Source organism: Dysgonomonas hofstadii (genome assembly GCF_014196915.1).
GTDB classification, from domain to species: domain Bacteria; phylum Bacteroidota; class Bacteroidia; order Bacteroidales; family Dysgonomonadaceae; genus Dysgonomonas; species Dysgonomonas hofstadii.
The window spans coordinates 130,997-152,220 of sequence record NZ_JACIEP010000004.1 but is presented as its reverse complement, the minus strand read 5'-3'; the positions used below and the strand labels follow the sequence as shown (position 1 = coordinate 152,220).

At 36.4% G+C, this 21,224-nt stretch carries 14 protein-coding genes, 1 other RNA gene and 1 pseudogene; 2 read left to right on the top strand and 14 right to left on the bottom strand.

Annotated elements, in window-relative coordinates:
* Positions 1-45: 45 nt before the first annotated feature.
* The 12 genes from GGR21_RS06665 to ssrA all read right to left on the bottom strand — a co-directional run bounded on the left by GGR21_RS06665 (position 46) and on the right by ssrA (position 18,365).
* Complete coding sequence (locus tag GGR21_RS06665; protein ID WP_183306422.1) at positions 46-2,319, bottom strand: GH92 family glycosyl hydrolase; 2,274 nt, start codon at positions 2,317-2,319, stop codon at positions 46-48.
* A gap of 385 nt (positions 2,320-2,704) precedes the next feature.
* Positions 2,705-4,165: an FISUMP domain-containing protein gene (locus tag GGR21_RS06660; RefSeq protein ID WP_183306421.1), complete on the bottom strand. Its 1,461-nt coding sequence runs from the start codon at positions 4,163-4,165 to the stop codon at positions 2,705-2,707.
* Positions 4,166-4,205: 40 nt separating this feature from the next.
* Positions 4,206-5,867: a DUF3472 domain-containing protein gene (locus GGR21_RS06655; protein WP_183306420.1), complete on the bottom strand. Its 1,662-nt coding sequence runs from the start codon at positions 5,865-5,867 to the stop codon at positions 4,206-4,208.
* Between the two features lie 15 nt (positions 5,868-5,882).
* On the bottom strand, positions 5,883-7,703 hold the full coding sequence (locus tag GGR21_RS06650; RefSeq protein WP_183306419.1) for a RagB/SusD family nutrient uptake outer membrane protein: 1,821 nt from the start codon (positions 7,701-7,703) through the stop codon (positions 5,883-5,885).
* A 15-nt stretch (positions 7,704-7,718) separates the two neighbouring features.
* Entirely contained in the window at positions 7,719-11,054 is a 3,336-nt protein-coding gene (locus GGR21_RS06645) for a TonB-dependent receptor (protein ID WP_183306418.1), read from the bottom strand.
* Positions 11,055-11,237: 183 nt separating this feature from the next.
* The gene (locus GGR21_RS06640; RefSeq protein WP_183306417.1) at positions 11,238-12,443 is read right to left on the bottom strand and encodes a FecR domain-containing protein; all 1,206 of its coding nucleotides are present in this window, start codon (positions 12,441-12,443) and stop codon (positions 11,238-11,240) included.
* An 81-nt stretch (positions 12,444-12,524) separates the two neighbouring features.
* Positions 12,525-13,100: an RNA polymerase sigma factor gene (locus GGR21_RS06635; RefSeq protein ID WP_317169865.1), complete on the bottom strand. Its 576-nt coding sequence runs from the start codon at positions 13,098-13,100 to the stop codon at positions 12,525-12,527.
* 310 nt (positions 13,101-13,410) lie between these two features.
* Entirely contained in the window at positions 13,411-14,430 is a 1,020-nt protein-coding gene (locus tag GGR21_RS06630; protein WP_183306415.1) for a helix-turn-helix transcriptional regulator, read from the bottom strand.
* Between the two features lie 2 nt (positions 14,431-14,432).
* Positions 14,433-14,828: a DUF6713 family protein gene (locus GGR21_RS06625; protein ID WP_183306414.1), complete on the bottom strand. Its 396-nt coding sequence runs from the start codon at positions 14,826-14,828 to the stop codon at positions 14,433-14,435.
* A gap of 5 nt (positions 14,829-14,833) precedes the next feature.
* Complete coding sequence (locus tag GGR21_RS06620; RefSeq protein WP_183306579.1) at positions 14,834-15,697, bottom strand: nitroreductase family protein; 864 nt, start codon at positions 15,695-15,697, stop codon at positions 14,834-14,836.
* 625 nt (positions 15,698-16,322) lie between these two features.
* Positions 16,323-17,321 (bottom strand): alpha/beta fold hydrolase, encoded by a 999-nt coding sequence (locus tag GGR21_RS06615; RefSeq protein WP_183306413.1) that lies wholly within the window; start codon positions 17,319-17,321, stop codon positions 16,323-16,325.
* A 646-nt stretch (positions 17,322-17,967) separates the two neighbouring features.
* Positions 17,968-18,365: a transfer-messenger RNA gene (gene ssrA, locus GGR21_RS06610) on the bottom strand.
* Positions 18,366-18,993: 628 nt separating this feature from the next.
* Here ssrA and GGR21_RS06605 point away from each other — a divergent pair.
* Both GGR21_RS06605 and GGR21_RS06600 read left to right on the top strand, forming a co-directional pair.
* A complete protein-coding gene (locus GGR21_RS06605; RefSeq protein WP_183306412.1) occupies positions 18,994-19,266 on the top strand; it encodes an HU family DNA-binding protein in 273 nt (90 codons plus the stop codon).
* Positions 19,267-19,591: 325 nt separating this feature from the next.
* A complete protein-coding gene (locus GGR21_RS06600) occupies positions 19,592-19,882 on the top strand; it encodes a helix-turn-helix transcriptional regulator (RefSeq protein WP_183306411.1) in 291 nt (96 codons plus the stop codon).
* A gap of 225 nt (positions 19,883-20,107) precedes the next feature.
* On the opposite strand, the gene GGR21_RS06595 is transcribed toward GGR21_RS06600, so the two are convergent.
* Both GGR21_RS06595 and GGR21_RS21125 read right to left on the bottom strand, forming a co-directional pair.
* The gene (locus GGR21_RS06595) at positions 20,108-20,413 is read right to left on the bottom strand and encodes a helix-turn-helix domain-containing protein (RefSeq protein ID WP_183306410.1); all 306 of its coding nucleotides are present in this window, start codon (positions 20,411-20,413) and stop codon (positions 20,108-20,110) included.
* Positions 20,414-20,754: 341 nt separating this feature from the next.
* Positions 20,755-21,141, bottom strand: a pseudogene (locus GGR21_RS21125) (GNAT family N-acetyltransferase); the annotation flags it as partial.
* Positions 21,142-21,224 lie beyond the last annotated feature (83 nt).

Sequence of the window (21,224 nt, the reverse complement as noted above, 5' to 3'; positions counted from 1 at the left end):
AGATAAGGTTTTTAAGATAAGATTTTTATTATATTTTTTAACAGTTCATTTTTTTTCAGAGAATGAATAGGGCAAATCGGACGCACCAACACCTCTCTTTTTGTTTGGTTCTGCAGACATTTTAAAATCAATAACTGCGCCATTCATTAATAATTCATGAGTCAAATAATTTTTTGAATGTGGTTTTCCATTAACGTTGAGTGATTCCACATAGCGCTTTTCTTTATTATTATCCGGTGCATTAATAACAACTTTTTTCCCGTTTTCCAGATTCAATGTTACTTTTTTGAAAAGAGGAGAGCCGACTACATACTGATCCGTTCCAGGACAAACGGTGTAAAACCCTAGTGCTGAAAAAACATACCATGCAGACGTTTGCCCGTTGTCCTCATCTCCACAGTAACCATCTGGATTCGGATTATAAAGTTTGTCCAATACTTCCCTTGTCCAATATTGAGCTTTCCATGGCTGTCCCGAATAATTATAAAGATATATCATGTGCTGAATAGGCTGATTACCATGAGCATAATTCCCCATATTCATTATTTGCATTTCGCGTATTTCGTGGATCACTGCACCATAATAGCTTTCGTCGAACAATGGCGGAACATTGAACACTGAATCCATCATTTGGTTAAAACCATCCTTTCCTCCCATCAGGTCTATCAATCCTTGCGGATCGTGGAATACCGACCATGTGTAGTGCCAACTGTTACCTTCTGTAAAGGCATCACCCCATTTCAGCGGATTGAACGGAGACTGGAATGTGCCGTCTTCATTTTTACCACGCATTAGTTTATGACCCGGATCGAACAGTTTTTTATAGTTCATCGCACGCTTAGCATAGATCTCTATTTCTTTTTCAGGTTTACCCAGTTTTTTCCCTAATTGATATATACACCAATCATTGTATGCATATTCGAGAGTACGTGCTGCATTTTCATTCACGCCTACATTATACGGAACATATCCCAGTTTATTGTAATATTGATAACCTTTACGTCCGGAAGCAGTGCGTTCCAGATAATCATTTGCACCATGTTTTACCGCTTCCCACAATGTTTCAATATCATAATCGCGAAGTCCTTTAAGATAGGCATCGGCTACAACAGACGCAGAGTTATTCCCAACCATGCAATCTCTGTGTCCGGGGCTTGACCACTCGGGCAGAAATCCACTTTCCTTATAGCTGTTTACCAACCATTCCTGCATTTTTGCATTCATCGATGGATACATCATATTCAGGAAGGGGAAAAGACAACGGAATGTATCCCAGAATCCTGTATCGGCAAACATATATCCCGGTAACACTTTTCCATTGTACGGACTATAATGCATCACTTTACCCTGAGTATCAATCTCATAAAAGCTGCGAGGGAAAAGCACTGAACGATAAAGGCAGGAATAGAAAGTTCTCAGGTTATCAATATTATTATCTTCAACTACAATCTTTCCCAACACCTCATTCCAGCTATCCCTGCCTTCCTGTTTGATCTCTTCAAAAGTATTATCTCCCAGTTCTTTTAAATTCAGTTCCGCCTGTTCGAAACCAATGAATGAAGAGGCAACCTTTGCATGCACAATTTCTCCCCTCTTAGTAGAGAATCCAATGATAGCTCCCGCATGGTCGCTTGTCACTTCTTTGACAGAATTGTCAATATTATCCTTCGATACAGAAGCTGTATATGTAAATGGTTTGTCAAATTCTATAACAAAATAATTTTTGAAATTTTGTGGAACTCCGCCACTATTCCGGGTAGTATAACCGATAATCTTATTATCTTCGGGTATAATTCTTACATACGAACCGTTATCATAGGCATCAATAACGACATAAGATTTATCTTTTTCGGGAAAAGTGAAACGAAACATTGCCGCTCTTGATGTAGGTGTTATCTCTGTTACAACATCATGGTCGGCTAAATAGACTTTATAATAATAAGGTTTTGCTATCTCCGCCTTATGGGAAAACCAGCTGGCCCTTGCGTCTTCATCAAATACCAGATCTTGTGTAATCGGCATAATAGAAAATTGCCCGTAATCATTCATCCAGGGACTTGGTTGATGGGTTTGCTTAAATCCTCTTATTTTATCCGCATCATAAGTATAAGCCCATCCATCTCCCATCTTTCCTGTTTGTGGAACCCAGAAATTCATTCCCCATGGAAGAGCTATAGCCGGGTATGTGTTTCCTGTCGACAGTGAATGCTTTGACAATGTACCCATCAGTGGATTTACATAATCCACCGGATAGCTATCCGCCTTTGCGCAAAGAAAAATAAAATAAAAGATAAAGACTAATAACCCCTCTTTTTTCATGAAAATAGATTTATAATATAATTTTAGATTAACTTTAGTTCTGAAATAATAGTTAAAAGAAAAGAATGCACACAGTGTACTTTTTTATGCAAATAAAGGCGATACAAATTATTTTTAAGATTATTTAAAGGTTAAAAATGGGTTATTAATCGAAAATATACATTAATCATACATGGTTGTGAATAAAATTTACCACAACCCTCTTTATGAAGAAAATTATAATCACTTTTTATATTATATAAATCATCACATGTTATCTACTCTGGTTCTTTCACAAAAGACTAATGTCTATACTATAATTAAACACTAGTTTAAAAACAAAAATTCCTGATTCCGGTTTACAGATAAACCGGAATCAGGAATTTGAAGTAGAACAAAAAATCTCTTATCTGTCAATTCTTACTAAACGGATACTACAAGCGTCAGAAGCATGAGGCCATTCTCTGACACCCGCCTGATCAACAGCCTTTCCGTCTTTTTCTGCCAGACTATATCCACGTCCTGCACCATTGCCATAGAAGAAAAATGCTTGTGTATTAGCACCAATAGCGAAAGACGATCCGGTGATATTATACATTTCTCCGGCAGGGACTACCGTTAAGCCGGTAATATCAGATACTGTAGATATATCAAATCCACCGTTACCACCGTTATTCCAACCATAACCTGTAGCCAACAGTGTTCCTAGCTGATCCTTACCCACATATTTAAAGAGACGCTGCCAGTCGGTGCCGGAGCCCATAACGCCAGCTGCTGTAGAACCACCGCCTGTAGCAACACGCCAGTTTCCATCGAGGATAGATTCTCCAATCAGAACTTCGTTATCACCTGTTACAGTTATGGCATTATATAAATAACCGTATGTCTCTGTATCGATAGCCGGATTAGCCATTGGATAGGTGACAAATGGTATCGCGTTTTTATAATCAGCGAATTTATCACTAGTTATAATATCGATATCGGTACCATTACCAAATTTTGTAGTACGAAGATTTGATCCTTGCCATACTTCTACTCCAATCTTGACCACAGGATAGGAATTACCGCATATATCATTTATTAAATAAGGTTCTGCAGATATATCGACAGCATCGTCCTGTTCCTCTTTTGTGATACCGTAAGCCGATAGATATATAGTGTTAACAGGTTCGCTACTTCCAGGTATATAATCCAGAGTATTACCGTCTGTATCAAAAATCGCTTTGCCTCCATTCTCGTTTTGAGTAGAAATATTTCCACTTGCATCGACAAGATATGCCACGAAACCATCATTATAGCTTGCGGCACCACCTTTACCAACATAAGCGACTACAGCACGGGATGAAATTATATCATTGTTGAGATATTCGAGGCAAATTTCCGCAATTTTCTGATCTCCGTCCATTACTCTGTATATCTTAGATGTAGCAAAATCGGCAACTGTCGGTATGCCTATCCTATAAACCTTATCGATCGGATATTCAGGCTCTGTATTGAATTCTTTAGCCTCTTGTTGTATATCTATTGATCTGGTTTGAGAAAACACTTTTATTGTTATACTCGTAGAACGTGCTATATATTTCAGGTTTTCGGTAACTTTTACCTTTACTGTGCTACCGGCTAATTCGGCCTTGCACCAAGTCGTATCCTTTACTGCTATGGACATAGCCTCTTGAGGCATATTGGAAAGTATGGCAATTTCAGACTCGCTTTCTTTAGCTTTGAATGTAAGGGTTTCGTCGGGGGAGAGGCTCACGTTTACCTCACCCTCAGGCGCAGGCGCAACATCTACTCCATAATCTTCACAAGCACCTAATGTAAAGAGCAATGTGAAGAGTAAAAGCCAAAATGATATTTTTGTATTCATATTTAATTCTTTATTATCATAAATAAATTAACAATAAAAATCAGTCTATAGAAGGAATATTCTTTAATGCCTCAAAATCAATGTTTGGAGGTCCGGAGGAGTTGCTGTTCCTTGTCAAGATGGTTCCGTAGGCGGTGTGTTCATCAAAGAAACCGAATCCTTTCAACACAAAGCTATTTGTATTCTGATCAACATTTCCATAGACATCGTACCGGATACCATTCCGTCCGGTGTCATCCATAGAGAATTTTGCTTCGGTAATTTCTTTCCATTCACCCGACACAAGTCTTACCCATTGATTTTTAAATGCCACAGAACGAGTGTAAATAGATTGGGTAGGAACAAAATTCTCGAGAAATGAATAAGCACCTTTGTAATAAGTGGTTGTCTGAGGACGGCTGAAGGAAGCTATTAGTTTCCACTCGTTATCTGCATAGAAATAAGCAGTATATATAGAGTTTCCATTTCCATCGGGACGAATTCCCACCAAAGCTTTGTATGTAGTACCAGGTTCCCATGAATAATTTAACCAGCTTTGTCCCCCGCTTCCTTCATTTCCGAACTCTCCTATTGTAACATTTGCTCCCTTGCGCAACAATTTTACTCTCATTTCTTCAGGTATATCATTCGGATCGTCTGTCTGATATGGACTCCATACCGAGAAAAGTACTTTTCGTTCACCAGAGGTGACCTGCTGAATACCCATATATCCCTGAGAAAAACCGTTCATCATATAATATGTCGCATTTACAGCATTTTCTTCTGTAACGAGAATTTCATTATAGAAATATTCGACATCCGATGTTGGCAGTGTATAGAAAAAATGAGTTGAGGCTCCTCTTCGGAAAAAGTAGCAGTTCATCGCATCTTCGGCCATTTTTTCTTCTGTTACAAAGTTATTGGTCGAGCTTGCCGCCGATTCACCTATACGGAAATGAGAGATATCGCCGAAAGTATTTCCAGATTTGGATAGCCCCTGCATATCAACTTTCACATATCCCGGGGCTGAGCGTTGCAAAGTGGTAATTCCATATATTTTAGAAGTTGGCCCGCTTACAGTTACATCATAGCTTTCTCCTTCAATTGTAAAACGGATTTTACTGGTTCCGGTATTATTACTTCCTAAGAATCCGATATTGAGTTTGCCGGAAGCCCCTACCCGGAAATATGTACTGATAATAATATCCTTATCTACCCAACCCGATACCAGCTTTCCTGTATAATTATCTATCAGATTCGAGTTTTTAGGATAAGAAATATATGAATTCCCTGCAAAAGGAATACTTACCGGAACTTCCGTTTCAATAAATACCACTTCATTGTCGTTTATTTCTCCACTGACGGACTTCTGCGTGATATAAATCGTATCCAGGCCTTTTAATGAAGAAGCATCCAGAATATATATCCGTCCATTACGGCTTAATTCCGATTTGTTTTCTTCAATCATCCATGCAGTTTCTTTTCCAGTGACCGGTTTTATCCAACTCGTACTGTATGCGAATTTTAATGAAGTCGATGGCTCGGAGGTGATGGTAAACTCCTTTTCACCACCTATTGCTTCCACTATCAATTCTTTATCCGGCAAGATCGTTATTTTAACGGATGATATTGATTTACCACCATCGTCATCCGAATCCTTGCATTGAGGGAAAAGGAAAAAGCAGATACTCGTTATTATTAATATAATCACTTTCTTTATCATTTTTACGGCATTAGATTAGTACCCTTTATTCTGAATCAATTTGTGGTTATTATCAATATATGTTTGCCTGATAGGCCACAAATACATTTTCTTCAAGAAGACGCGGGTCTGGATATCTACTCGTTTGAAATAGTTAGTGTTTGTATTCGCGTTGGTATCCATACCCGAAATAGGAGTAACAAAAGTCTCTTCCATTTTTTTCCATCTCCTTAAATCCATATAGCGCATGCCGCTTTCAAGCGCAAATTCCACACGTCTTTCTTTTTGTATGGCTTCACGTACTGCGGCTTGTGAAAGACCTGAACTTAAACCTGGTATGCCGGCTCTTTCCCTTATCAGATTGACATATTTCAGGATATCGGCATTACCCGGATCGTATTCATTTAGTGCTTCTGCATAGTTGAGATACATTTCGGCCAGGCGAATAATAATACCCGGTTTATATGGGTAAGCGACGCCAGAACGGGAAGCCGGATTCAAAGCCTTGTTGATTTGGTAACCTGCGATGGGACTATCGTGCGAAGGTCTGCCATCGGTTCCTCCATTTAGGAAATTATGATCCCTTTGAAGATTGTCGAACGGACAATATTGTGTATGATACCGGACATTTGCATAGAAACGGGGTTCCCGGTTAGCATACATATTAAAAGTTCCTTTTTTTACGACCAACCCTTTAGTACCCTGAGCATTGCCCCAACGGTAGGCTGAATCATAATAAATATCATCTGCCGTATAGCCCGATTCACTATAGCCCGATCCTGCATCTTTAATGGACATTCCGTTTTTCATAAAGAAGGCATCCACTACATTTTGTGTAATACTTATACAACCGGCCCAACCTGACCCCCTGGGCAAGAGATGATATTCGTAATAACTGTGTGTTTTCTTAGGATATGGAAAGATTATTTCCTTGTTCTCTTTCACATTTGTCAGATGAGTGTTTATACAAGATAAAAGAGCATCAATACTGCCATCCGAATTGTATTCTTTATATAAATCATACTGAGGCATATCGATTACCAGTTTAGCCGCATCCGCAGCCCGTTTCCATTTACTTGCATCATATGTCTGATTAAATAAATCCCGTCCATCTTCCGTTTTCATTCCGGCATATTCAGCATTACCATTAAACAAAGGACTGGCTGCAAACAGCAACATCCGTGCACGTACGGCGAGGCAAATACCGGAAGTAGGGCGTCCTATATTGACATCATCATAACTTTCAGGTAATACTTTAGATAACTCTAACAATTCATTATCAAGATAATTGACAATCTCATCGTAAGGAGTACGTTCCATTATTATATCTTCGGCAGAAGTATTTACATCTGTCAGGTTCGTTACCAACGGAAACGGCCCATATAATTCGAGCATACGTGAATAGTAATAAGCTATGAGAAACCGGGCTTCGTTCTTATACCGTTCTACTATTTCTGCAGTCTGCCTTTGCTCGGGCAATTCTTTTACATTTTCAATAAATATGAGGGCAGCACGTACTTTCTTATAAGTTTCGCCCCATACATCTTTTGCGGGTACGAGTGTTGTCGGATTCCAGTCGCCCTGTTGTATACCCATCAGTCCACTCCATCCGAATTGACCTAATGATGACGCCATATGTACTTCATCTGTCATCATATAAAAGCCATATTCAGTGTATATAAATTCTTTAAGTGGATCAGGTACAAGGCCGTACAATCCGGCAAGCCATTCTTCTGTGTTGTCAGCATTTTCAAAAACCATATCCATTGTCAGCATATCATCAGGCCGTTTGTCGAGATAGTCACATGAACTATAAGAGATAAGGCTGGCTAACAGAATAACTATATATTTTTTCATATTCTTTCCTTTTTGTTAAAACGATACTTGAAAACCAACAGAATACACTTTCATCGGAGGATATTTTAATCCATTGCTCGATCCTATTTCCGGATCCCACATATCAAACACACTCCATGTGAACAGGTTTGTGCCACGGAAGAATATTCTGGCATCCCGCATATGTGCCGATTTTTGCCATTGTTTAGGGAGAGTGTATCCCAGCTCCAGATTCTTTAGCCGCAGATAAGAAGCATCCTTCAGCCACCAGGTAGAATAGAGCATATTATTACTACTCACATTTACCGAAAGGCGTGGCCAAAATACCTGGCGGTATGGATCTTCGGGAATCCAGCGGTCTGCATAATTAGAATATATATTACCAAGACCTCCGCCACCACTTCCGGGTATTAGCAGATCGCCCTGTATCATATTAGAGAAATTTGCTGCACCTTGGAAAAACATACTCAAATCCAGATTTTTATATTTTGTACTTACACCAAATCCATATATAATTTCCGGGACACTTGGTTTCCCTATCGGTTGGTAATCATAGGCGTCGACTTTCCCATCCAGATTGGTGTCTTCGTATCGTATATCTCCGGGCTTCACCTGTCCGAAGGTATGATTTGGAATTCCGTTTACGAGGCTTCCATCCGCTTTGAAGTCTTCTTCCTGAAACAGGCCAATTGCTTTTAACCCGAAATATTGATTCATGGACTGATTTGTGCGCGAACGAGTCGTGTTTTTCAGAGATTCGCTTTCGTCGTATTCGATAATTTTATTTCTGGCAAAAGTGAAACTGCCCCTGGCTGAAATATGCCAGTCTTTCGATAGTCTTTTATTCGCATCAATATTAACCTCGAAACCGCGGTTTTCCACTATTCCGAAATTTGCCCACGGATTAACGTTAAATCCGGCAGTTTCGGGAACAGTTTTGCGTTGCATAAATATGTCTTCACGTCTTTCATGGAAGATATCTGCCTGAATATTTATTGCATCCAATATCCCTATTTCCAGTCCCAGATTGAATTTTTTTACCGTTTCCCACGATAAGTCTTCTATACCGAAGTCTCCTTCAACCAAACCATTGACAGTCTGGCTTCCGGATATACCGAAAGTGTATCCGGTAATTGAATTAACAGATGAAATATAAGCAAACCGCCGTCCGCTCAACTGATCGTTTCCGACAAGTCCGTAAGAAGCTCTTAATTTAAGCTTTGGAATTATTTTATTCAGACCGGTCATAAACGGCTCATTAGAAATCATCCACCCTCCGGCTATTGAAGGAAAAAATCCCCAGCGATGACCTCTGTTGAAATTCTCAGATCCGTTATACCCAAAATTTCCTTCAACAAAGTAAGTATCTTTAAAACTATAAGAAAATCTGCCAGCGATGCCTTGCGTTCTGTAAGGCAAAGACATTATGGCATTTACAGCATCTGCGTTTACATAATCTCTCATATTATACAGAAAGAGACCATCTATCCTGTGCTTTTCGGCAATAAGCCTGTTGTAAGATAATTGTCCTTCAAAATACATGGCGCGATTACCTCCTGCCGATTTAGCGTAACCCAGGAAATTACTTCCTTCGTTGGTCATAGAAGTTATAAGGTTACCATCGTCATCCCTTCCTGATGCAAAATATGTTGTAGTGACTTTCGTTCTTTGCAACTCGTTCCAACTATATGCATCGAATGAAAATATAGCTTTGGCCGTCAATCCCTTCAATGGTTCGTACAAGGCTCCCACGTCTTGGGTCACAGAGAATACTGATTGTAAACTGTTGTTATATGTAGAAATATAACCTGTCTGAGTGGATGCTGCCCATGGATTGGTTTGAGATGTATTGGCTGGAATCTGACCATTCGAATAAATAACAGGGTGTACAATCGGTGTATTTTTGAATGCTTCGTAAATTATGGTTGTAGGAGATTTCCCGGGAGTATTCTTATTCAGAATATATCCTCCGATACTTACACTTACATTTGTAGACGGTGTAAGGTCTATATCTACATTAGACCGCACATTATATCGGCTTAATTTATTTGCTGCATCATAATCGACGTTCTTATCGACAACAGTAATACCTTTTTCTGTGAATGCCGATACTACCATACTATATCTGAGTCTTTCACTTCCTCCATTAATATCCAGTGTTACTCTTCCATTGGGTACATTTGTTCTGGTTACTTCATCCAGCCAGTTCACACTAGGAAACAGATCCGGATCGCTTTGTTCACGGGTCGCCCTGATTGCGTCATCCGAATACATTTGCCCTGAATAGCCGGATAGTTTATGGGCTTCGTTCATTACTTCCATATAGGTTGCACCATCAACGAAAGAAGGTAATTGAGTAGGACGGGATATACCATAATCAGCCTTTATGGTGATGCGGGGTTTCCCGAGTTGTCCTTTTTTAGTTTGAATGAGGATCACTCCGTTTGCACCACGTACGCCATAGACCGCAGTTGCTGTTGCGTCTTTCAATAAAGAAAATGATTCTATTTCTTCAGGAGATATATTATTCAGGCTGCGTTCAATACCATCGACCAATACCAATGGCGATGTACCTGCCGAACCAAAAGAAGAAATTCCCCTTATCCAAAAATCAGAGGCATCGTCTCCAGGTTCCCCGCTGCGTTGTACTGCAATAACTCCTGTAACCTGTCCAGCCAGGGCATTTGTAATTGACCTGCTTTGATTTGATTGAAGATCGGAAGGTTTTACAGTGGTAATGGCTCCTATCACACTTTCTCTTTTTTGGGTTCCATAACCGACAACAACGATTTCTTCCAGCCCCTGGGTATCTTCGTACATTACAACATCAATAACTCTTTGCTTCTTTATTTCCACTTCCTGCGGATTGAATCCGATATATGAAAACTTTATGATAGAAGCTTCCGATTTTATATTATAAAGGCTGTATTTTCCATCAGCATCGGTGACGGTTATATTATTAGTCCCCAGTTCTTGTACAGTAACCCCGATTAGAGGGTCTCCACTAGCATCGCGGATCGTACCTTCAACCTTTAATGTCACTTTTTCCTGTTTGACAGCTTGTTTCTTTTCTTGCGTAATAAAAACCTGCCTGTCATCTATACTGAACTTATTATTTGTATGTTCAAATATAATATTCAATATATCCGTCAGGGGTTGGTTTTTCACACTCAGGCTGACCTTACGATTGAGGTCAAGGATGTTTTCATAGTAAAAAAATACGTACTCACTCCTCTTCTCTATTTCACTGAAAACTTCTTTTATCGTCTGATCTTTTATATTTAACGAAATGAGTGTGTTCTGCGAATAAGAATTAGAGGCTGTACAAATATTTATACTCAACAATAGAAAGCATACAATAAGTCTTATCATTCTGAATAATTTTATATTATTAAGATTCAGAATGCCTATATTTTCTATATAAGCCATATCTTTGTATTGATTTTTAAGTTTAACATCAGTATTTTAGATTTAAAATCAGTGGCCGGATAATATGTGGAGTATTATCCGGTTGTTCTTTATATTATTATACTTTTTCCATAGGCAGGTGGTATTTTATTGGTTATACTTATACTTGAATTCATATCTTTTATCATTTATTGTCAATTCTACAGGAACAGTCTTCATCAATCCTTTTAAAACCCTGTTTATATCTTCTTTCAGATCGATTTTACCATTGCAGATAAGGTGAGCAGACTGTGCATCACATTTTAATTCTACACCATAGTATTTTGATAGTTTTTTGAGTATTATGCCGAATTTTTCACTTTGGAATTTATAGAGACCTTCTTTCCATAATATATAATCTTCTACATTTACAGTCGCTATACTTAAGTCATCGGGTGTCATCGTAAGCTTCTCATTGGGTTTGAGCAAAATGTTCCTGTCCTGAGTCTCAACTTTTACAGATCCTCTTACTAATACGACAGAACTCATATCATCGTTTTTATATGCTTGTACATTGAATGATGTTCCTAAAACAATAACGTTCAGCTTTTCGCTTTTCACATAAAAGGGTTTTTCTTTGTTGTGGGCTACATCCATGAATACTTCGCCATCAACATAGATTTCTCTTTTCTTATCATCGAAAGTTGTAGGATAAACAACTTTGGTACCAGCGTTTACCCATAATTTAGTGCCGTCGGCAAGGGTTAGGACAGAGCGTTTGCCCAAAGGGACTGTAAGTTGGTTGTATTTGGTATCCTTTGCCGAACTGATATTAGACACCTTGTTTGTATTGACCGCGATATCTCCTTCCGAGGAATATTCAATCTCCACATTATTATCCGGAATCTCAATTTTCTCATCATCTGTTAAGGTTAGAGTTACCTTATCTGAATTATTGTCTTCTCCCAAGGACAGGAGATTGGCTATTGCAACAATATCCTGATTTCCGGAGTCGTTTTTGCTGTTAAAGAATATAGACAGCCCAATTATTGCAGCTATGCAGGCTGCACAGGAAGCGATAGTATAGATAATCGGTTTGCTAAGCCTCAACTTATGCGTTTTCGTCTCATTTCTATGGTTTATTTTATTCCATAATTCAACAAAATCATCTTCTGATATTTCTTTTCTTTCCACATTTATCTCTTCAATAAAGGATTTTGCAGCTTCATAATTCTCCTTGAAAAGAATATCAGAAGATGATTTTTCTTTATTCCAAAATAATTTACTTTCCTCTGTTGGATGTTTCATCGATTGTATAAAGTAATCATCCTGAAGAAAGTCTTCAATTTTATAGTTTGAATATTGTTTAGCCATTCTGTCCAAAATAATTCTACTATTACAATGAGTTTTTACATTTTTTCTACTCACTTAATAAAAATTATTTTGTTAAAAAAACTAAATAACAGAAATTATGTATACAATAATAAATATCTGAATAATAGTCCGTAGCTTTTTAATAGACCTGTGTATAAGATTTTGTGCCGACTGATAATTAAGGTTCATCAACTTACATATTTCATCAAAAGATAATTCTTCAATATAGCGATAATAAACTATTTCCCTTTGCCTTGCAGGAAGTTCATTTAGCATTTGTGTCACTTTTTGTTTATTTAATTTTGAGGATTCTTTTTCAATGAACTGCTTTTCGACAGTACTGTTGGTAGAGAATACAAGTAATTCGGGATTGAGTTCGGATAACCGGGATTTTTTGCGAAGTTCTTGTAATAACTCATTCTTCAAGGCATAATATAAATAAAACCGAATATTATCAGTTTCTCCCAGCTTGCTGTGATTTTGATATATACGCACAAATATTTCCTGGATGCAATCTTTTATTAACTCTTCGTCCATACTGAAGTATGAGCCGTAAGAAAATAATTGACGTCCATATCGTTCATATACAAAAGCATACGCATCCTTATCTCCGGAGCGGACTTTATTCCACAGTGTTTTATCAGATTCCCGGGTCACTTCCAAACTTTAACAGCTATTTACAATTACAAAAATAAAGAAGAGTTTCATTAAAGAACATTATTTAATTCCAAATTTCCTATTTTGTTATGTTAATTAATACTTTGAGGTATAAATTCCATAAAGTTCATGTAATAATGTATACTTATCAATCTTTGTTATGATATACGACTTATGAGCAACTAAGAAAAGAACATTATAACAAATATTAATCAGAGCACTATAATTGATTTTCCCCTTAGCCAGTACTTCGTCCGTTTTTCCTTTTTACTGTTGAATATTTAAAATTAGAAAATAAAACTCGGAATAATTATTCTTCAATATCGTTATATATATCTTTTGCTAACCGGAATTTCCAACCCATAAAGTTAACCAATGACTGCGGTGAAAGGATCTTTACAGTATCCGCATATCCAAAGAACTCCCTTTGTAGCTCCTGATTGACAACTACATTAATTTCGAATATTTTGGAACCGTCTTCGTGCTCTTCAACTATTTTCTGGCTTTTATGAATAGGCTTAGTCTGTACATAAGGAGCATTTTGCCTATCTACCCAGAAACGTATAGTCTCGGCTTTCATTCCTACATTCTTAGTGACACCAACCAAGTCGTCAAAGAAAGTCTGAGGGTCGAATAAATTATTTTCTACAAACTTTTCTTTTTCAGCTATTTCTATATTGTGTATCCTGTCTAATGCCAGATTGATTAGATTTCCCTTTCGTCGGCCAAATACAAACCATCTGTTGCGATATTCTTTTAGTAAATAAGGATAGAATAAGAATGTATTTGCCGAGCGGGCCTTGAATGAACGGTATTTTAAGTTTAGAACCTGCTTGTTCACAATAGCATGATAAATAATATCAAGATAATCCAATCCTTTCAGGCTTTCGTTTTTCTCAAAGTCTATAACGGGTATAGTTTTCTGTTTTGCCGAAGTTACATGATCTTCCAGTCGACTGACAATATTACCCATACCTGAAAAGTAAGAAAATCCTTTAAACTGGCGTAGCACCTCAACAGCCTCTGACATGGTTTTCAAATCTTGTTCTGATAAAGGAGTATTTGTTATGCTGTAATCTTCATCTTCATACTTGTAGTATTTATTATCATATACTACAATAGGAGCATTATAACCTAATCTTTCGCTGCGCATCATCTGGATATCCATTTGTACAGTGCGTTTACTGATACCTTTGTCTATTCCTTCATATTCATAGAGAGCATCGGAACAGGCATCTATCAAGCCTTCGAGTGTCCACTGTCTGTATTTATTTCGTAGACAGGTATCTATTGTCTTATAGCGTATTAAAGCATTGCGGTTAACAGGCATAATCAGTAATAATTTGATAATAAAAGATTAATAAAAGCTGTGATTGCAGTCAGGTAGATAAATATAAAAGAAGATGAAGATTTAAATACATTTGACTTCCATCGTTTAGCATACAGATGGATAAGCAGGTGTATAAACATTAATCCATTCCATATTATCCATAATGTAAAATTATGAAAATTAATTACTGTCCATAAGTAATAAATTGTGAAAAGAAGTAAGGGAATATGAGCAAACAGATAAAAATTTCGCTGCATATTTTCTTTCAAGCCCGATAGAAAACCAAACATACGCCACTCACCTTTACGGGATGCATCCAGTTCGTGTATCCAAAGAAATATTACATTCAAAAAGGTAAACAGTATTATCAGGTTATGTGCTTCCAGGCTAGCCGTCATTTTTCTTAGCTTTTAAATACTGTAAGGTTTAACTCCTTACGGTTTATATATTTAGGGAATTTAAAAGCCGGCATCGACAAAGCCATACCTGCATGTATAGTGCCTTCAATATTTAACAGTTTTGCTAGTTTACGTTTCTTATCCAGATCGATTGCAATACAAACGTACCCGATATAAAACTGTGACACCCCTAAGCTTTCTGCCATAAGTGATGCATTCTGATAAGCGAGGTTTGCATCCTGCCTGCCAAAGTTACTGGAGGCTGGTGTATGAATAAGTAAAACAGCTTTTGCTCCTCGCAGTATAGCATCGGTTCCGCTTCTATGTTTTGCTATTACGGCACTTAATGTTGGAACAGCTTCTTTTGCCCCCGGAACTATCAAGTTAATGAAAGGATTGACAAATGGGTTCGTTATTTTTTTTACTGCAGTCTCGAACGTATTTATTGTTATCTCTGCTATTTGTTTTAATAAATCAGGATTTGTTACAAGCGTAAAGCTCACTTCCTGGCCGTTACTGGCTGTAGGCGCAAGATGTGCGGCTTCGACAATTTGACGGAGATATTCTTCGGGAACCGACGATGAAAGGAAAGCCCTGTTGGAACGTCTTGCTTTACATAGTTCCATGACTTGTTCGGAAGTTGGAAGTATATCTCTATTCAAAGGATGTATCTTCTGTTCAGGAAACTCGGAATGGATAACCGAATCGGTAGGGCACACGGCAACACAATGTCCACAAGCTATACAAGTCTGGATATTTCTCAAGCCAATTTCGGTTTCCGGATCTTCCTGTGTCAAAATGTATGCAGGACACACTTTTACGCACTTACCACATTTTATACAGGTCTCTTTGTCAATATCTATTGTTATCATTCTCAGTCGATCTTATATTATTTTTCAAAAATATGAAAAATAATTTCAATTACGCGAAAAAACTGCGTAACGATAATCTTTCTTTGTAGCATCAAAGTAAGAAAAGTGATATTTGAAACAATAAAAAAGACAGGTTAAGTACGGGTTACGTCATAACTCTTTAAGGTAGAAAACCTATACAATTATCTGTATTTATATGAAGCAGTAGCTCAGTTGGCAGAGTATGGTAATCCGTGAAATTACCTTTAATGCACAGGTCAATTAAGGCGTACTCCAAACTTGGCGTGAGCCCCTATCGCAGCTTTAAAATTACCGGCAAATGGTCAATTCAGATTTACTTCATGGATTTCTAGTCCCTGGGACGCCGGCTCAAATCCGGCCTGCTTCACTTAGACAATGGTCAAAAGAGACTTACTACAACTATTTTTACCTATTTCATAAAAAAAACCTGTAAACATCCAATTTACAGGGATAATATATATTTTACAATATGTGAAGCTGGAGGAAACATTACACTTCCAAACATCCATCGGATTTCAACATCTTATATATCATAAATTAGAACCGTCAGCATTCATGCACATGCTGTAATTCTGCGAATTACTTATAGTTGGAACGTATATTACTCTATAAAATCCATCAAAGGTTTTATAAACCTGTCAAAAGCTTCTATATGTGGTAGATGTCCTACATTATCCAGTTCTACTAACTTCGAGTTGGATATTTTATCTCTAGTTTGTTTGCCTAAATTTTGGTACAATCCCATTTTCTCCCTGACCGACTCGTCCTTAACCTTATCCTTACCAATTGCAGTACGGTCACGGGTACCTATAATCAATAATGTTGGTGCTTTGATGTATCGAAATTCATAGATAACCGGCTGAGTAAAGACCATATCTGAAGTTTGGGCGTTATTCATTGCCACAATAGGATAATCGGGGTGTTTTACCCAGCCTGTCAGCAAATATACCCATTCATCATATTCTGGTTTCCACTGATTATCGTAATAAAATCGAGTTTGATATTGCTTTGTTGATTCATAACCGGCTTTCAATTCACTTATATAATTCTCATCAATAGTTGAATAAGGTACAACTAGTTTCCAGTCTTCTAATCCTATTGGATTTTCAAGGATTAACCTTTCTACCATTTCAGGATACATCAAGGCAAACCTTGTAGCAAGCATTCCTCCCATTGAATGCCCGAGCAGGTTTAGCTTGTTTATCTGAATCTTATCCAGAATCATTTTAGTATTCTGTGCAAGTTGTTGGAATGTAAATTGATATCCTATCGGTTTTGATGATTTCCCAAAACCAATCTGATCAGGCACTATTACACGATATCCTTCTTTTGTGAGCGCTTCTATTGTTGTTTTCCAATAAGCTCCATTAAAGTTTTTCCCATGTAATAACATAACTATTTTCCCGTTTGGCATTGAAGGTTGAACATCCATATATGCCATTTTTAATTGTTTTCCCTGACTTTCGAAATCAAGGTAATGCACTTCATAAGGGTATTGATAATTGGAAAGGGTAATATCCAATACAGGTTTATTATCTTGTGCGAATATTCTTGTGGATACAAAAAGTAGTAGAAAGAAAACAGATAGATATTTATTCATCGCTTGTTATATTTTTGATTTAAACAGTGATATTAGATTTATAACAAAGAGTCAGGCTTTTTTGTTATATATATTTATTTGAAAGAGACTTCTGTTTTTTAAGTTTTTTTGTTTCATTGGTTTATTTCCTCTCCATATCAATATTTTTCAAGAGCTATATTCAACAATTTGGACAGCAATACCGAATCCCTGCTTATTTCATTAAAAAGAAAAGCCGACACCGGCAACCATATATACTTTTTCCGTATAAAAATTTGCAACCTGTTGTGCCGAAACTTCCACATAAAAAAATAAAGAAGTAACTGTTAGTATGAGCACTATATCCAAAATATTTACTTGAAAATTTCCTTTCAGGCATAAAGATAAATCAATATACAAAAGCCGTTAAGCATCACTATAAGCTCCTTATTTGATACTCCAAACTTAATCTGATTGTTTTTGTATCATCCTCATCGAATCTGGTTCTTCCATATGCCGAGAATGAAAAATTATTTTTGGCAATATTTATTGAAGGTTGGATGCAGACACCCCATAATCAAGGTCATGCCAGATATGCATTTAACAGTTATTTTTTGCAGACTACAGAAAACAAAAACCCCTGTAAATATCTAATTTACAGGGATAAGATACATTTTTCTTCTTCTATCTGTGGAGCTGCGGGGACTTGAACCCCGGTCCAAACAAGGAACTAATTTGCTTTCTACATGCTTATCTCCGCTTCTATTTTCGAGAATGGGCAAGACCGAAGCCACCAACCCAAACCTTAGCTTCTTAATTTCAGATAAGAGCCGAAGCATCCCCTATCCTGTCTCCGATTTACCTGCACCACCTTATCGGCACGCTTCGAAGCCACAGCTTCCGGGTGATGTCTTGTCCCTACACCTGTGCAAGGATTAAGCTTGAATCTACTATACTTCGATTAAGCAGCAAGAGCGTAATTGTTATTGCCAGTTAATTGTTTGACGTCTGAGATTATAGTGCCAGCCGACTACGCACTGCATGCTTACAAACCACTTCATCTCGCTGTCAAAGCCAGTCAGCCCCGTTTGTTTATTACTTACTGATTTTCAATGTCATATCAGTGTGTTTTGGATAACGGGTAACAAACTGGTAACAAAAATTCGTCAATGAATGTCAAACCATTATCCATATGCAAAGATAGTGAATTTCCTTGTCATACCTCATTATTGTGATAATTTGTTTTCTTGCAACCACGGTAATATGTATAAAAACATAAGATTTTTCGTAATGATGAAATCATTTTTTGGAGTTATGATGATCATTCAACTTCGATATAAAAATGCAATAAATAAAGTAAAGTAACAAACGAGTAACAAAAACGCAATTATTGAACTGATAATATGCTATTTACATATAATAATACTTTAATTAAATATTATTATTGACAAAATTAAAACACACAACCAACTGACAACCTGAAAAATACGATCATTTGGTTATAAGAGTGTGTTTTCACTTGATTTATTGGGCTTATGTCTAGATTATTTTAAATCCCTTTAAAAAATTAAAATAAAAATCAAGCTGGTATTTTATGAATTATACTTAACAATGCTCTGTGTCTTGACTTTCAATAATAGCCTTCTGATTATAAACAAATTATTTAATTAGTGATATCTTTGTATTTTTAAATAAAAGTTTTAAAATTAAATTTATGACTAAAGCAGAATTAGTGGCTCATATAGCCCAAAATACAGGAGTAGATAAACAAACGGCTTTAAAAATAGTAGAATCGTTTATGGATGAAGTAAAATTATCATTAGTAAAAGGAGATAATGTATACCTTCGTGGATTTGGTAGTTTTAATGTTAAGCAAAGAGCTGAAAAAACAGCACGTAATATCTCTAAGAATACGACTATAATTATACCAGCTCATTCGATTCCGGTTTTTAAACCATCAAAAGCTTTCACTCTCAAGAAGAAATAAATTACTATAACCTTAAAATAACAGCTCAAAGATCAATTATTTCTTTGAGCTGTTTCTTATTTAAAAGAAATATATCATTATTATTTACTTTAGAACCTTTCTAACTTGATTATTAATTTTAAAATACAAGCAAGTATGCTTATTAGACCATATCTTATACGAATAACATTCTTTATTATATCATCATATTTAAATAGGTGAAATATAATGACATTAGATGAAATAGACCGATAGGATGAAAATAGTCATTCGGAGATAATTTTAATTTGTTATGCACGTAATGGTAAACTTTACCGATTACTAAGAATCTTTTTAGTTATTTATTATGGATAATGAATTAGAAAAACGTTTAGAGAGAATCGAAAACCTATTGTTAGGGCAAAAAAACGTTTTTACGTTTATTGAATGCTGTCAATACACAGGTTTATCAACTTCCTATATGTATAAGTTGACCTGCTTAAACAAAATTCCTTATTATAAACCCCAAGGAAAAAATATTTATTTCAGCAAAGAGGAAATTGATAAATGGCTACTTAAAAATCCTATTAAGACTGTAGAGCAGATTGAAGAGGAAGCCAACAGGCTTGTTTCAAATATATATAAAAGGAAGTTTTAATAGTCATTATTTCAGCTACTTGACTGTAAATCAAAAATATCTTTGATAGGCGGAGAACTCACCTTTTCGCAAAATGGAAAAACTACATTGGTATTCGTTCGTTCATAATTCCAGAACATCAATCCAGACTGGCAATAACCAGATTATAAATATTAACGTGGACCTATAATGATATTGGTCCACGTTAATATAAAAAACACTTTACCTCTGTTTGTTAGTTAATTATCAAATTTCATCAGTTCCTTCCTGTTTACGTGTATTGTGTGACTGAAAGAATTTCAACACATCCGATTTTTTGTAATATACCTTTTTATCGATTTTATAATATGGTATTAACTTGAGATTCCTGTAGCGTTGAACCGTTCTCTTAGTAACACCCAACAATGTGCATAAGTCCTGATTATCGATCAGGTCATCATTATCAAGAAATGATTTGATATGTACCATCCGGTATAATCTGTCATCAATTTTGTCAAAACGCCCTGTCATATAATCTCTTAACTCATTCAGGGCAGCGATTACCTCTTTCATGATAAATTAATTTAGGTTTTCGAATTATGCGAACATATTGATTGTCTTTGTGTTACAAATTTCAAGAGTCGTTATCGGACAAAATGCAACATTGGAGATAAAAATTAAAAAAAATATATTAAAGTCTAATTATCAAAGCTAATTATCCAGTTATTATCAAAATGACCCTAAAAAATTCTAATATAAACAGAGATTTATTTATCATAAAAGAAGATACTTATCTCTAATTTCGTATAAATCCAAGCTTGTTAATTTTATAGTTTACTCTCCCGTACCATAATATACGACATCCCTAATTTTAATCAGATAACTTTCCAGGTTATCAACAACTTTATTTCCCATTAACCATAGGGGATGTTCGCCCAAGCGGACACTGGATAATGTGTGTGGGTCATTGGCAATTTCAGTAAATCCGTTCCGTTAAAAAAATTGAGCCTTCTTTGCGTAATCTCATTAAATGGGATATCAACTTCCAAAAAGACGGGCTTTTGAAGATTTTTCACGACCCAGTCAAATACTTTTTGCCCTATCTTGTGATTTCTCATTTCAGGAAAAATAGCAATAAAATGTATGTAGTATGAAGTTTTAAGATCCCAGTAAATAAAGAATCCTGCTAATTTCTCATTTTCATGAACTGAATGAAAAAACATATCGTGTGCTCCGTCAATGAGGTTATACAAGAGGCGAGTACCCCGAAAACGTTCATATTCTGAAAATTCTTGATTGTGTAACTCAACAAGGGCCTTTTACAGCTGTATGTTTACTATCTGTAATTCGTTCTAGTAGCATATTTAATGGTTTATAACACTAT

Coding starts and splice junctions, on each gene's coding strand:
- GGR21_RS06600 (WP_183306411.1), top strand. CDS start 19,592: ATGGATAATGAATTAGAAAAACGTTTAGAGAGAATCGAAAACCTATTG.
- GGR21_RS06595 (WP_183306410.1), bottom strand. CDS start 20,413: ATGAAAGAGGTAATCGCTGCCCTGAATGAGTTAAGAGATTATATGACA.
- GGR21_RS06650 (WP_183306419.1), bottom strand. CDS start 7,703: ATGAAAAAATATATAGTTATTCTGTTAGCCAGCCTTATCTCTTATAGT.
- GGR21_RS06625 (WP_183306414.1), bottom strand. CDS start 14,828: ATGACGGCTAGCCTGGAAGCACATAACCTGATAATACTGTTTACCTTT.
- GGR21_RS06640 (WP_183306417.1), bottom strand. CDS start 12,443: ATGGCTAAACAATATTCAAACTATAAAATTGAAGACTTTCTTCAGGAT.
- GGR21_RS06660 (WP_183306421.1), bottom strand. CDS start 4,165: ATGAATACAAAAATATCATTTTGGCTTTTACTCTTCACATTGCTCTTT.
- GGR21_RS06630 (WP_183306415.1), bottom strand. CDS start 14,430: ATGCCTGTTAACCGCAATGCTTTAATACGCTATAAGACAATAGATACC.
- GGR21_RS06665 (WP_183306422.1), bottom strand. CDS start 2,319: ATGAAAAAAGAGGGGTTATTAGTCTTTATCTTTTATTTTATTTTTCTT.
- GGR21_RS06605 (WP_183306412.1), top strand. CDS start 18,994: ATGACTAAAGCAGAATTAGTGGCTCATATAGCCCAAAATACAGGAGTA.
- GGR21_RS06655 (WP_183306420.1), bottom strand. CDS start 5,867: ATGATAAAGAAAGTGATTATATTAATAATAACGAGTATCTGCTTTTTC.
- GGR21_RS06615 (WP_183306413.1), bottom strand. CDS start 17,321: ATGAATAAATATCTATCTGTTTTCTTTCTACTACTTTTTGTATCCACA.
- GGR21_RS06645 (WP_183306418.1), bottom strand. CDS start 11,054: ATGATAAGACTTATTGTATGCTTTCTATTGTTGAGTATAAATATTTGT.